The organism is Bradyrhizobium sp. 1(2017) (genome assembly GCF_011602485.2).
GTDB lineage: Bacteria > Pseudomonadota > Alphaproteobacteria > Rhizobiales > Xanthobacteraceae > Bradyrhizobium.
Window position 1 is genome coordinate 2,247,220 of sequence record NZ_CP050022.2, and the last position, 13,009, is coordinate 2,260,228.

At 63.4% G+C, this 13,009-nt stretch carries 16 protein-coding genes; 11 read left to right on the forward strand and 5 right to left on the reverse strand.

The features are described from left to right. Positions 1-11 precede the first annotated feature (11 nt). The 6 genes from fba to HAP40_RS10750 all read left to right on the forward strand — a co-directional run bounded on the left by fba (position 12) and on the right by HAP40_RS10750 (position 5,477). Positions 12-1,094 (forward strand): class II fructose-bisphosphate aldolase, encoded by a 1,083-nt coding sequence (gene fba, locus HAP40_RS10720; protein ID WP_166817831.1) that lies wholly within the window; start codon positions 12-14, stop codon positions 1,092-1,094. 38 nt (positions 1,095-1,132) lie between these two features. Beyond that, positions 1,133-2,593 (forward strand): form I ribulose bisphosphate carboxylase large subunit, encoded by a 1,461-nt coding sequence (locus HAP40_RS10725; protein ID WP_061849207.1) that lies wholly within the window; start codon positions 1,133-1,135, stop codon positions 2,591-2,593. 11 nt (positions 2,594-2,604) lie between these two features. Next, positions 2,605-3,012, forward strand: coding sequence for a ribulose bisphosphate carboxylase small subunit (locus HAP40_RS10730; protein ID WP_166817830.1), 408 nt, complete (start codon positions 2,605-2,607; stop codon positions 3,010-3,012). A 97-nt stretch (positions 3,013-3,109) separates the two neighbouring features. Beyond that, positions 3,110-4,042, forward strand: a complete 933-nt coding sequence (gene cbbX / locus HAP40_RS10735) for a CbbX protein (RefSeq protein WP_166817829.1) — start codon at positions 3,110-3,112, stop codon at positions 4,040-4,042. Then, a complete protein-coding gene (rpe, locus tag HAP40_RS10740) occupies positions 4,039-4,776 on the forward strand; it encodes a ribulose-phosphate 3-epimerase (protein WP_166817828.1) in 738 nt (245 codons plus the stop codon). The genes cbbX and rpe overlap by 4 nt, the downstream gene beginning before the upstream one ends. 488 nt (positions 4,777-5,264) lie before the next feature. After that, positions 5,265-5,477 carry a hypothetical protein gene (locus HAP40_RS10750; protein WP_166817827.1) on the forward strand — a complete coding sequence of 71 codons (213 nt, stop codon included), beginning with the start codon at positions 5,265-5,267 and terminating at the stop codon, positions 5,475-5,477. A 21-nt stretch (positions 5,478-5,498) separates the two neighbouring features. Here the strand turns inward: HAP40_RS10750 and HAP40_RS10755 are convergent, their stop codons facing one another. After that, positions 5,499-6,866, reverse strand: coding sequence for an NAD(P)/FAD-dependent oxidoreductase (locus tag HAP40_RS10755; protein ID WP_166817826.1), 1,368 nt, complete (start codon positions 6,864-6,866; stop codon positions 5,499-5,501). Positions 6,867-6,906: 40 nt separating this feature from the next. Continuing rightward, positions 6,907-7,710 carry a GntR family transcriptional regulator gene (locus tag HAP40_RS10760; protein WP_246741129.1) on the reverse strand — a complete coding sequence of 268 codons (804 nt, stop codon included), beginning with the start codon at positions 7,708-7,710 and terminating at the stop codon, positions 6,907-6,909. Here HAP40_RS10760 and HAP40_RS10765 point away from each other — a divergent pair. Then, positions 7,709-8,596, forward strand: a complete 888-nt coding sequence (locus tag HAP40_RS10765; protein ID WP_166817825.1) for a transporter substrate-binding domain-containing protein — start codon at positions 7,709-7,711, stop codon at positions 8,594-8,596. The two genes, HAP40_RS10760 and HAP40_RS10765, sit on opposite strands and share 2 nt — an antisense overlap. A gap of 21 nt (positions 8,597-8,617) precedes the next feature. Here HAP40_RS10765 and HAP40_RS10770 read toward each other — a convergent pair whose 3' ends face one another. Beyond that, a complete protein-coding gene (locus HAP40_RS10770; protein WP_166817824.1) occupies positions 8,618-9,454 on the reverse strand; it encodes a universal stress protein in 837 nt (278 codons plus the stop codon). A 208-nt stretch (positions 9,455-9,662) separates the two neighbouring features. Between HAP40_RS10770 and HAP40_RS10775 the strand changes: the two genes are divergently transcribed. Beyond that, complete coding sequence (locus HAP40_RS10775) at positions 9,663-11,207, forward strand: Do family serine endopeptidase (protein ID WP_166817823.1); 1,545 nt, start codon at positions 9,663-9,665, stop codon at positions 11,205-11,207. A 271-nt stretch (positions 11,208-11,478) separates the two neighbouring features. Further along, positions 11,479-11,841 (forward strand): hypothetical protein, encoded by a 363-nt coding sequence (locus tag HAP40_RS10780; protein ID WP_166817822.1) that lies wholly within the window; start codon positions 11,479-11,481, stop codon positions 11,839-11,841. A 6-nt stretch (positions 11,842-11,847) separates the two neighbouring features. On the opposite strand, the gene HAP40_RS10785 is transcribed toward HAP40_RS10780, so the two are convergent. Both HAP40_RS10785 and HAP40_RS10790 read right to left on the reverse strand, forming a co-directional pair. Further along, the gene (locus HAP40_RS10785) at positions 11,848-12,132 is read right to left on the reverse strand and encodes a DUF6496 domain-containing protein (protein ID WP_166817821.1); all 285 of its coding nucleotides are present in this window, start codon (positions 12,130-12,132) and stop codon (positions 11,848-11,850) included. 87 nt (positions 12,133-12,219) lie between these two features. Continuing rightward, positions 12,220-12,414, reverse strand: coding sequence for a DUF3072 domain-containing protein (locus HAP40_RS10790; protein ID WP_166817820.1), 195 nt, complete (start codon positions 12,412-12,414; stop codon positions 12,220-12,222). A gap of 116 nt (positions 12,415-12,530) precedes the next feature. Here HAP40_RS10790 and HAP40_RS10795 point away from each other — a divergent pair, with 116 nt between their 5' ends. Both HAP40_RS10795 and HAP40_RS10800 read left to right on the forward strand, forming a co-directional pair. Continuing rightward, positions 12,531-12,752, forward strand: coding sequence for a hypothetical protein (locus tag HAP40_RS10795; protein WP_166817819.1), 222 nt, complete (start codon positions 12,531-12,533; stop codon positions 12,750-12,752). Positions 12,753-12,770: 18 nt separating this feature from the next. Next, the gene (locus HAP40_RS10800; RefSeq protein ID WP_166817818.1) at positions 12,771-12,980 is read left to right on the forward strand and encodes a hypothetical protein; all 210 of its coding nucleotides are present in this window, start codon (positions 12,771-12,773) and stop codon (positions 12,978-12,980) included. The last annotated feature ends 29 nt before the right edge of the window (positions 12,981-13,009 follow it).

Here is a 13,009-nt window from a genome sequence, read left to right on the forward strand (position 1 = left end):
GAGGATTTCTCGTGGCCCGTATCACCCTTCGCCAACTGCTCGATCACGCCGCCAGCCACGGCTACGCCGTGCCGGCCTTCAACATCAACAACATGGAGCAGGGTATCGCGATCATGCAGGCCGCGGCCGAGGTCGATGCCCCCGTCATCATCCAGGCCTCGCGCGGCGCGCGCAGCTATGCCGGCGATCTCATGCTCTCGCACATGATCGACGCGCTGGAGCGGACCTATCCCGATATCCCCCTTTGCATGCACCAGGACCACGGCAATGACGAGGCGACCTGCGCCTCCGCCATCGCCCATGGTTTCACCTCGGTGATGATGGACGGCTCGCTGAAGGCCGATGCAAAAACCGCGGCCGACTACGATTACAACGTCGCGATCACTCGCCGCGTCGTCGACCTCGCCCATTGGGTCGGCGCGTCCGTCGAGGGCGAGCTTGGCGTGCTCGGCTCGCTCGAGCATGGCGGCGGCGAGCAGGAGGATGGCCATGGCGTCGAGGGCAAGGTCAGCCACGATCAGTTGCTGACCGATCCCGACCAGGCGGTCGACTTCGTCCGCGCGACGAAGGTTGATGCGCTCGCGATCGCGATGGGGACCTCGCACGGCGCCTACAAGTTCAGCCGCAAGCCCGACGGTGACATCCTGGCGATGCGCGTGGTCGAGGAGATTCACCGGCGGCTCCCGAACACCCATCTGGTCATGCACGGCTCGTCCTCGGTGCCGCAGCCGCTCCAGGACATGTTCAACCAGTTCGGCGGCGAGATGCCGCAGACCTGGGGCGTGCCGGTCGAGGAGATCGTCCGCGGCATCCGAAGCGGCGTGCGCAAGGTCAATATCGACACCGACTGCCGGTTGGCGATGACCGCGGTGTTCCGCAAGGTCGCCGCGCAAACGCGCTCCGAATTCGATCCGCGCAAATTCCTCAAGCCCGCGATGGATGCGATGCGCGAGCTTTGTCGCGAGCGCTTCGAGCAGTTCGGCACGGCCGGTCATGCCAACAAGATCAAGGTCATTCCCTTGAGCGAGATGGCCCGGCGCTATCGCGCGGGCGAATTGGATCCCCGCATCGCCCGCGAGCCCGTTGCGGCCTAATCGATCAGAAAGAGCAGAGAACAGAGCAGGAGAGAGACATGAACGCACATGCAGGCACGGTCCGCGGCAAAGAACGCTATCGCTCCGGCGTGATGGAATACAAGCGCATGGGCTATTGGGAGCCCGACTACACGCCAAAGGACACCGACGTGATCGCGCTGTTCCGCGTCACGCCGCAGGAAGGCGTCGATCCGATCGAGGCGTCGGCTGCGGTGGCCGGTGAATCCTCGACGGCGACCTGGACCGTGGTGTGGACCGATCGCCTGACCGCTGCCGAAAAATATCGCGCCAAGTGCTATCGCGTCGATCCGGTCCCGGGTACGCCCGGCTCGTACTTCGCCTACATCGCCTATGATCTCGACCTGTTCGAGCCGGGCTCGATCGCGAACCTGTCGGCATCCATCATCGGCAACGTGTTCGGCTTTAAGCCGCTGAAGGCGCTGCGCCTGGAGGACATGCGCTTCCCCGTCGCCTATGTGAAGACGTTCCAGGGGCCGGCGACCGGCATCGTGGTCGAGCGCGAACGCCTCGACAAGTTCGGCCGGCCGCTGCTTGGCGCCACGGTCAAGCCGAAGCTCGGTCTTTCCGGGCGCAACTACGGCCGCGTGGTCTACGAGGCGCTCAAGGGCGGGCTCGACTTCACCAAGGACGACGAGAACATCAACTCGCAGCCCTTCATGCACTGGCGCGACCGTTTCCTCTACTGCATGGAGGCGGTGAACCGGGCGCAGGCGGCATCCGGTGAGGTGAAGGGTACATACCTCAACGTCACCGCGGGGACGATGGAGGACATGTATGAGCGCGCGGAGTTCGCCAAGGAGCTCGGCTCGGTCATCGTCATGATCGACCTCGTGATCGGCTACACCGCGATCCAGTCGATGGCGAAGTGGGCGCGCCGCAACGACATGATCCTGCATCTGCACCGCGCCGGCCACTCGACCTATACGCGGCAGAAGAGTCACGGCGTGTCGTTCCGCGTCATCGCCAAATGGATGCGGCTCGCCGGTGTCGACCACATCCATGCCGGCACGGTGGTCGGCAAGCTCGAAGGCGATCCGAACACCACGCGCGGCTACTACGACGTCTGCCGCGAGGAGTTCAACCCGACCAGGCTCGAGCACGGCATTTTCTTCGACCAGTCCTGGGCGAGCCTGAACAAGATGATGCCGGTCGCCTCCGGCGGCATTCATGCCGGCCAGATGCACCAGCTGCTCGATCTCCTGGGTGAGGACGTCGTGCTGCAGTTCGGCGGCGGCACCATCGGCCATCCCATGGGCATTGCGGCCGGCGCGATCGCCAACCGCGTGGCGCTGGAAGCGATGATCCTCGCCCGCAACGAGGGCCGCGACTACGTCCATGAGGGCCCGGAAATCCTGGCCAAGGCGGCGCAGACCTGCACGCCCCTGAAGTCCGCGCTCGATGTCTGGAAGGACGTCACCTTCAACTATCAATCCACCGACACGCCGGACTTCGTGCCGACCGCGCTGGAAACCGTCTGAGGAGATTTGACATGAAACTGACCCAGGGCTGCTTCTCGTTCCTGCCTGATCTCACCGACGACCAGATCTATAAGCAGGTGCAATACTGCCTCGCCAATGGCTGGGCGGTGAACATCGAGTTCACCGACGATCCGCATCCCCGCAGCACCTATTGGGAGATGTGGGGCCTGCCGATGTTCGATCTCCAGGATGCCGCCGGCGTGATGATGGAGCTCGCCGAGTGCCGCAGGGTGTACGGCGACCGCTACATCCGTATCAGCGGCTTCGATTCCAACCATGGCTGGGAATCCGTGCGCATCTCCTTCCTCGTCAACCGGCCGCCGCAGGAGGCCGAGTTCGAACTGGTGCGGCAGGAGGTCGGCGGCCGCGCGATCCGCTACACCACCGTGCGCAAGCCGGCCGCGCACGCCTCTCACTAACCGTTCTCCTCCGCGCGGAGCACTCCCTGCTCCGCTTCCTTGGCGGACCACTGCTTCGCCGCTCCCCGCGGCGAAGCTCTTTTCTTCGAGGGTAGCCATGCTGGATGTCCCCCATGCAACCACGACCGAACCCGGCGAGACCCAATTCGATCTTCGCAAGGAGGCCGAAGCGGCAGGGATTACCGGGACGCTTCAACAGCTGGAGCAGGAGCTGATCGGACTGAAGCCGGTCAAGAGCCGGGTACGCCAGATCGCCTCGCTGTTGCTGATCGAGCGCATCCGCCAGCGAGCAGGCCTCGCCGCTGCGCCGCCGACGCTGCACATGTCGTTCACCGGCAATCCCGGCACCGGCAAGACGACTGTCGCGCTGCGCATGGCAAAAATCCTGCACGGCCTCGGCTTCGTGCGTCGCGGGCAGGTGATCTCGGTGACGCGCGACGATCTGGTCGGTCAGTATATCGGCCACACCGCCCCGAAGACCAAGGAGATATTGAAGAAGGCGATGGGCGGCGTGCTGTTCATCGACGAGGCTTATTATCTCCATCGCCCCGACAACGAGCGCGACTACGGCCAGGAGGCGATCGAGATCCTGCTCCAGGTGATGGAGAACCAGCGCGAGGATCTGGTCGTGATCCTCGCCGGCTATGGCGAGCGCATGACGAGCTTCTTCGCCTCCAATCCCGGCTTCCGCTCGCGTATCGCGCACCACATCGAATTCCCGGACTATGCCGAAGCCGAGCTGCTCGTCATCGCCGAGCTGATGCTGAAGGAGCGCGGATATCGCTTCTCGGCGGCGGCGCGCGAGGCGTTCGAGAAGTACATCGAACTGCGCCGGACCCAGCCGTTCTTCTCCAACGCGCGCTCGATCCGCAACGCCGTCGACCGCATCCGCTTGCGGCAGGCCGATCGCCTGGTGTCCGATCTCGACCGCATGCTCGAGATCCCCGACCTCGAGACCATCGATCCCATGGACGTCCTGGCGAGCCGGGTCTTCAGCGGCGGTGCCGACGCGCGGAGTGCAAAGCCATGACCGGCGAGATCATCATCGCTCCCTCGATCCTGGCCGCGGATTTCGCGCGCCTCGGGGAGGAGGTCGCGGCCATCGACGCCGCCGGTGCCGACTGGATCCATTGCGACGTCATGGACGGGCATTTCGTGCCGAACATCAGTTTTGGTGCCGATGTCATCAAGGCGATCCGGCCGACGACGAAGAAGATCTTCGACGTGCATCTGATGATCGCTCCTGTCGATCCCTATCTCGAGGCGTTTGCGAAGGCCGGGGCCGACGTCATCACGGTGCATGCGGAAGCCGGCCCGCATCTGGACCGCTCGCTCCAGGCGATCCGCGTGCTCGGCAAGAAGGCGGGCGTCAGCCTGTGCCCCGCGACGCCGGAGAGCGCGATCGAATATGTGCTCGATCGTCTCGATCTCGTGCTGGTGATGACGGTCAACCCCGGCTTCGGCGGCCAGTCTTTTCTCGAATCCCAGTTGGAGAAGATCGCACGGATCAAAAACATGATCGGCGGCCGACCGATCCGGCTCGAGGTCGATGGCGGTATCACACGTGACAACGCCGCTGCCGTGGCCGCAGCGGGTGCCGATACGCTCGTGGCGGGTTCCGCGGTGTTTCGCGGCAAGAGCGCCGCGGAATACGCGGCCAATATTGCAGCCATTCGCACTGCCGCAGAGGCCGGCAGGGTTCCCAAACTGCAGGACAGTTCTGCGCAGCGGATGCGCGTCAGCGACGGAGGCCGTGCCCGGTAGACTACGGGAGGCGCGAGCATCCGAAGATCGACGCGCAGGCTGTCCCAAGGCGCGGCAATTTCCCCGGGGATCTACGGAATTAGCGCGATAAGAGTTATCAGGTTTTTCAGGCCCCGCGGTCCTGAGCCTTGCACATGCCCTGAAGATTCCAGTCATCGCCGAGGATGTTGAGACGGAGGCGCAGCGTGGCTTCCTGGCGCGGGAGGCCTGCGAGGAGATGCAAGGTGACCTGGTCGGCCGGCCGGATCTGATCGAGCGCTATCTCGACCGCGTCGGCGTGACCGTCGAGCGTCGCCTCTACGCCTAGCCTCGGCAGCGCACGATAATTCGGAGCGTAATTCCGCCTCGACTGGAACTTTGGCTTCGCTCGGCATTTCCTAGAATTGACAAGGGTGGAAGCGCGGTGGGCGCAACAAAACTTTTGCATGGCCGCCATCGCCCTGACGCAAATCTGAGCAATAAGCCGAGTGAATGCGAGGGAGGGTCTCATGGAGAACGTACGTCGCTACCGCGCGCTGGCGTCCCTCTGTCGCCAGCAGGCCGCCTACCGCCCCCTCCAGAACTGGCAGCTCCTCGGCCAGGCCGAACATTTCGAATATCTCGCGGAAGTCGAGCTCAAGGCGCACTTTGATGCGTGCAACGCAAAAAGCGACGAGCACGGCGATGAAGCCGTGGCATGGAAGAGACCTGCCGCGGCGTAAGGACGTGAAGCTCCTGGATGATCAGAGCAGGCCGCGGCTTTCGGCGCTATTGAGTTCGTCCATCAGCACCTTGTTCTCGTAACGTGCGAGCGAGAGAACACTTGCAAAGGGCGGTGAGGGAGCACCCACCACGGCCCGCGCGCAGAGATCTCCGGCCGCGCCGGCTGACATCGTTCCATAACCGGACAGCGCAGCTGTCAGGAACACGCCCGGCGTCCTGGCCGCGCCGATCAACGGCCAGTTTTCCATCGTCATTGGATAAAAGCCGCCGTAATGGATCCGGTCGCGGGGCAGGGCGCCGAGATATTGCCCGAGCGCGGGCTGGAGGCGGCTGGCGGCGCGCAACACGATTTCCGGGAAATACGGATTGAGTTCTGGCTCGCGGGTGGGTTCGGACGGTTCGGAATTGAACGCCCAGCCAAGCTTGATCCACTGACCGTGATCGCCGCCGTCGGGGCGGCAGTGAATGCTGCCGGGCATGGGCGCCAGCAACCGGGCCAACTCGGGCGCAGCTGCCAGCGCCTCGCGTTCCTCGGGTGTCCAGGCGAGCGTCTGGCCGTCGAGATCAATCGCAAACGGCATCTTGCGATCGACGGCGCGATTGCGATCGACGAAGGCGATCTTCTGCTGAAGGACATTGTGGATCGGTAGCTTCTCGCCATGCATCGCCGAGATATGCGAGGCGAAGGGCCCCGCCGCATTGACGATGACATCCGTCTTGATGGTCTGGCGAACGCCGTCGGCGATGACGTCCACCTGGAACCGATCGGCCTTTGCGATGCCGACCACACCGGCCTGCTGAAACTGCACGCCCAGCGGACGCATCGTCTCCAGCATGTACTGGCCGAGCTGCTGACCGCTGATATCGCCGGCCCGGCGGATGTGAAGCGCGGTCGCGATGGTGTCGTCGAACGCCGGATAATGCCGGTGGATCAGATCGCGACCAAGCAGCACATCGACGCCATCCGGCGCGGTCTGCCAGTCCGCCGACAGAGGTGGCGAATAGGTCCGGCTCGTTCCCTCGTGCTGGCGGATCAGTTTTGCGGACGAGGCGCCGTAGCCGGCGTCCAATTGACGGAGAAGCTCGTCCGGCCTTTCATCGCGCGTCACGAGCAGATAGCCGCGCCGCGTCATGTGGATGCGGTTATCGGTACGGCGCGCGATGTCCTCCATCAGGTCCGTGCTGTGGTCAGTAAACGCCGCCATCGTCGGATGCGGCCACCAGTTGCGATAGTTCTCGCCGGACTGCGCCGACGTCAGCGCCATCGGTTGACCTTCGTCCACGATCAGGAGGCGCGAGCGCTTGTGCTCGACGGCGAGGTAATAGGCTGTGGCAAGGCCCGCCATGCCCGCGCCGATCACCAGGATTTCGACATCGTTCGTCTTCAAGAATAGTCTCCTCAACTCGATGGCGTGATCGGTTTCCCGATCAGTCGGTCTTGTCCCGCGACGCATGACGTTGTGCCGATCGCAGCGTCTTCTGCGTCTGCACGATGTGCTCGCGCAACAGGCGCACGGCCTTCTCGACTTCGCCGTCGCGGCAATATTCGAGCAGTTGGTAATGCTCGCGTTGCGGCCGATCCTTTCCAGTTGCCCGCGACACGAGCGCGCGCGTGAAGCGGCTCACATGGCCGTAATTGGCCTCGATCATCGCAAGCAAGCGAGGGCGATTGCAGGGCACGTAGAGCGCCTTGTGGAAGCGCCAGTTGAACGCGCCCCATTTTTCCGGATCAGGCTCATCGTCGTAGGAGCGCAGAATCTTTGTTGCGTCGTCGTGATCGATGTCGCTCATCGCGGGGATGGCAAGGCGCAATGCGTGGCATTCGAGCGCAATGCGGATCTCAAGCAATTCCACGACTTCGTCGATGGAGAGATCGGAGACGACCGCTCCCCGATTGGGCAGGAACGTCACGAAGCCTTCGGCCTCAAGCTGCCGCAAGGCTTCCCTGACCGGGATGCGGCTGGTGCCGAACTTTTCGGCAAGCTCGTCCTGCCGGAGCTGAAGGCCGGGCGCCAGTTCGCCCGCGCTGATTGCACGCCGCAGCGCCTCGCGCACGGCGTCAGGTGCGGAGCCGTGACTGCCGCCACTCCGTTGTTTTGTCGCGGCTTCCGATTTCATACGGGCATCCCGTCGCAGCTGGTCCAGGTCAGATTGTATAAAATCACTTTGTAGATTATGCAACGGGGCGTATAAAATATCGAGTGATTGTATCCATTGCGGGAGTAGGAGCATGAAAGGGTCGTTGTTTTCGCTGATGGTTTTGGCTGCGATCGTCGCGCCAGCGGAGGCTCAAACGCCGGGCGGGACGCTGGCCAAGATCAAGGAGGTCGGCGAGATTCGCCTTGGGCATCGCGATGTTTCGGTCCCGTTCTCCTATCTCGACGGCAACCAGAAGCCGGTTGGCTTCGCGATGGACCTCTGCGCGCGCATCGTCGACGCAGTGAAGGAGGAGCTGAAGCTCCCGGCGCTTCAGACCAAACTGCAACCGATCCAGCTCAGCACGCAGATTCCGCTGATCGAGAACGGGACCATCGATATCGTTTGCGGCCCCGCTACCAACACGCTGGAACGTCAGAAGGTGGTGGCCTTCAGCAACACGATTTTCGTTTCGAGCATTCGTGCGGTGGTCCGGAAGGATGCGCCAATCAAGACCTTCGAGGATCTCCGAGACAAGCCGGTCGCGCTGACCACCGGCTCGACGTCGATTGGCCTGCTGCTGGCACGCAGCCAAGAGAAGAAGTTTGAGGTCAAGCAGGTGCTGTCACCGGACCACGCCGCGTCGTTCCTCGCACTCACGACCGGCCGAAGCGAGGCCTTCGTCATGGACGACATCCTGCTCGCGGGGCTCATCGCGGGCAGTCCGATGCCGGACAACTGGCGGATCATCGACGATAGCCTGCGCACCGAGCCTTACGGGCTGATCATTCGCAAGGGCGATCCGGAATTCAAGGCACTGGTCGACAAGACGCTGGTTGCGATGATGAAGAGCGGCGAGTTTGCGGAGCTCTATGCGAAATGGTTCACAAAACCCGTTCCGCCCAAGAATGTGAACCTGAACTTTCCGATGCCGGCGCCGCTCAAGGACGCGGTCGCCAATCCGAACGACAAGGGCGTTTGATCGGTCCGCCGATCATGTCGCTCAATGCGTCATCAGCGTCGGAACCGTCATGGCTTCCAGCATGGCGCGGGTGACCCCGCCGAGAAATCGCTCCTGCAATCGGGAATGTCCGTAGCCGCCCATGACCAGGAGGTTGAGGCTCTCATCGGCAGCCAGCGACAGGATGGTGGGCTGGATGTCGGCCCGGGCGGCTGACAGGCTGGCCGTGCGGGTCGAGAGCCCGCGCCGGCCGAGATGTCTGGCCAGATGGGACGCTGAAGCTTCGCCACGGGACGCATCGGTTTCGTTGATCGTAATGATCACGATCTCCTGCGCACGCGCCAGCAACGGGGCTGCGTCACGCATCGCGCGGGCAGCAAGACGGCTGCCGTCCCAGCAGATGCCGATCCGGTTCGCCTTGAATGCCCCGCTGAAAGTATAGGGCAGGAACAGCACCGGACCGCCCGCCTGGAACAGGATCTCGCCGGGCATGTCGTTGTCGAACGAGCGTTGCGTCGGATTGGGCTGGAGCACGATGCTGAGATCGTGCAGTCGTGCCATTTCGCCGAGCGTGCCGGCTGCATCGATCGGGATTGAGCCAAGCGGGTGGCATGCGTGGCGGATGCCTGCGCGTACCGCTTCGCTTCTGAAGACGGCGAGCGCAGCCTCGGCCCTCTCCATGGCGCGCTCGCGCTCCAGCTCGAAAACGGCCGCCGCGGCGCCACCGCCCTCCATGACGTAGGCCGCACTGGTTGCGACATAGCCGACCGCGACCGCGTCGAGATGCGCGTTGAGATGTGCGGCGAGCGAAACCGAGCCGTCGACTGCAGAACGCATCGGACGTTCGGTCGGGATGTGGACCAGAATATCCTTGTACATGGCGCCTCTCCGATGAACACCGTTCGGTGATGCCAGTTTTTCACTGCACGAAAGACCCGCGTTGAGCTGCATCAATGCTTGGCGACGAACTTGCCGCGGCGCTGCCCGCCAATCTTTGCCAAGATTTAATCGCCTGGACGGGACGTCGTAAGGTGGCAACGCCCATGTTGCGTGCAAGGCGACACCTGCTCAACATGGACATTTCGACATGAACGATCCCGTCAATTTCGACACCCCCACCTCCCGCAAGATCCTGAGGCCGCGCCGGCTGGCGCTGCTCGGCACGGTGGCCGCGCTTGGCGTGGCCGTGCTGGTAGCTGCTCCCGGCGCCTCGCCATTCGGCATGACCTCCTTCGTCGCGCCGGCCCAGGCCGCCGAGACGGCCGGGACCCCGCCGGGCTTCGGCGATCTCGTGGCCAGGGTCAAACCCGCCGTCATCTCGGTGCGGGTCAAAATCGACCGGGACAACGACAAGAGCGCGATGCTGCAGCAGAACCGGATGGATTCGGACGAAGATTCGCCGTTCGACCAGTTCTCGCGACAGTTCGGCTTCCGCTTCCCGGGTGGCATGAACGGCATGCCGCGTCAGCGTCACCAGGTGATCACGGGTGAGGGCTCGGGCTTCTTCATCTCCGCCGACGGCTACGCCGTCACCAACAACCACGTGGTCGATCACGCCGAATCCGTGCAGGTGACCATGGACGACGGCACGACCTACAAGGCAAAGGTCGTCGGCACCGATCCGAAGACCGATCTCGCGCTGATCAAGGTCGACGGCAAGAAGGATTTTCCGTTCGTCAAGTTCTCCGACCAGAAGCCGCGGATCGGCGATTGGGTCGTCGCCGTCGGCAATCCGTTCGGGCTCGGCGGCACCGTGACCGCGGGTATCGTCTCGGCCAGCGGCCGCGACATCGGCAATGGTCCCTATGACGACTTCATCCAGATCGACGCGCCGATCAACAAGGGCAATTCCGGCGGTCCGGCTTTCGACATGAACGGCAACGTGATCGGCGTGAACACCGCGATCTTCTCGCCCTCCGGCGGCTCGGTCGGCATCGGCTTCGATATTCCGGCCACGACCGCAAAGCTCGTGGTGGCGCAGTTGAAGGACAAGGGCGCGGTCACCCGCGGCTGGCTGGGCGTGCAGGTGCAGCCGGTGACGTCTGATATCGCCGACAGCCTCGGTCTGAAGGAGGCACGCGGCGCGATCGTTGACAATCCGCAAGCCGATAGCCCGGCGGCGAAGGCCGGCATCGAGGCAGGCGACGTCATCACCGCAGTCAACGGCACCGCGATCAAGGATTCCCGCGATCTCGCCCGTACCATCGCCACCTTGCCGCCGGGCAGCTCGGTCAAGCTCGATGTCTTCCACAAGGGCGAGAGCAAGACGGTGACGCTGGCGCTCGGCGAGCTGTCGAACGAACGGCAGGCTAAGGGAAAAGGTCGGGATAACGACAAGGTGCAGCCGGACACCGGCACGCCGCGTCTCGGACTCGGTCTGGCGCCGGCTGGCGAGGTTCAGGGTGCCGGTCAGAAGGGCGTCGTCGTCACCGAGGTCGATCCGGAAGGGCCGGCGGCTCAGCGCGGCATCCAGACCGGCGACGTCATCCTCAATGTCGGCGGCAAGGCCGTCAGCAATGTCGGCGAGGTCCGCTCGGAGCTGGCGCAGGCCAAATCGTCCGGCAAGCGCAGCGTGCTGTTGCAGGTCAAAAACGCGGATGCGACCCGCTTCGTTGCGGTGCCACTCGCGTAAGGCCAACCTCGATTGGCGCAAATCCCAAAGGCGGCCCTCGGGCCGCCTTTCCTGTTCGCTTTCGAGATTTCCAGTGCGTCGATAACATTCTCGTTAACGGCAGCAAGGGCGACCCGGTTTCGTCCGAAAAAGCCGTGTTCACTGATCACAGTTCCGGACAACATGTGCTCGGCGGCAACGCAGCCGCGGAGTCAGGTTGCAAGCGTGGAACTTCGAACCTTCCCGCCGCTTTGTGAAGCTGGCCGGTGGTTCGCATTTGATCGGTGCCGACATGGATCGATTGAAGCTCTCGCTGATGATGGCGCTCCTCGTGGCGTCGTTCGCGCTGCCGACTGGAAGCGCCCTTGGGCGCGACGACGGCCGCTATGCCAACTCGCCCCTCAAGCCGTGGTTCGACAGCCTGCGCAGCCATCTCGGCCCGTGCTGCTCGGATGCGGACGGATTTGCTGTCGCCGATCCCGATTGGGAGTCGCATGACGGGCACTACCGTGTCCGGCTGGACGGGCAGTGGATCGACGTGCCGGACGAAGCCGTCATCACCGAGCCGAACCGCGCCGGTCGCACCATGGTGTGGCCGGTGAAGACTGCGTTCGGGATTTCGATCCGCTGCTTCATGCCGGGCAGCATGATCTGACCGAGGTCAGCGCGAGCGCTTGGCGGATTTGCGCTTCGATGTCGTCTTGGAAGATTTCTTGGCTGTCTTCTTCTTGGACGCCTTCCGCTTCGACGCCTTCTTCGGGACCTTCTTGCCTTTCTTGCGGGCCTTCGACAGTCCGATTGCAATCGCCTGCTTGCGGCTCTTCACGCGTCCGCCGCGCCCGCCACGTCCGCTCTTCGCGGTACCTTTCTTGTAGCGCCGCATCTCGCTTTCGACATCGCTGCCCGAGCTGCGTGAGTAGCGGCGCTTCTTTGCCTTGCGTGCCATGCCTGCTCTCCCTTGGCGGGGGAAGAACCGTTCGATACAGGCATGGTTCCGAAAGCACGGGTGCAACGGCCCGGAGGTGGCGGCAATCTAGAACGAATTTGCCAGCTCGATCTCCGCTTCCAGCACCTGGATGCGCCGCGCCGCCTCGGCGAAGGACAGATCCCGCGCATATTGCGCCGGCTGATACGTCTCTTCGCTCAGCCGCTTCAATCTCAATCCCTGCGCCCGGGTCATCTGCTCGCTCAGGAAAACCCTGGCGTTGTATTTTGCCTGAACCTGCATCTCGCTGCTCCCGTCCTGAAATCGCGACTTGACTATATGTTCTTATTTTGTTCTAACAAGCCATGGACAACAGAATTAATGAAATTCGACGTAAAATCAGCGCCTTGAGGCTGGAGATGGCCGATGTCGAGGCGTCGGTGCGCGATCTCGTCAACCGCGATTGCGACTGCACCGACCAAGCTCTGGCTCAGATCAATCTTCGGCGGAAGATCAATCTGCTCATCGAGCAATGGAAGGCGGCCGGAGGCAGCGATGTCTTGCCTGATGTCCGCGACCGGATGCGTCTTCGCTTCGTGAAGAAGGCCGACAGGCCGGCGGGCGCATTGGCACGCCGCTGAGACATTGGGGGCCGCGCGATGGAGGAAGACCCGGGCGATTACCGGATCCTGAAATTGCGCGCCGAGATTCTCGAATTGGGCTCCGCGATCCGGCAATTGCAGCGCGAGGGTCTCGATGATGCTACGGCCCAACTCCTGATCTCACGCAAGCGTGCGCAACTCGAGCAGCTCGCGAAAGCGACGCTTGCGGCGAGCTGCCTCAACATCACTGACATCCGACGCAGCTAAGGCGTGCGCGCAAGCGACGTGCTGGAGAT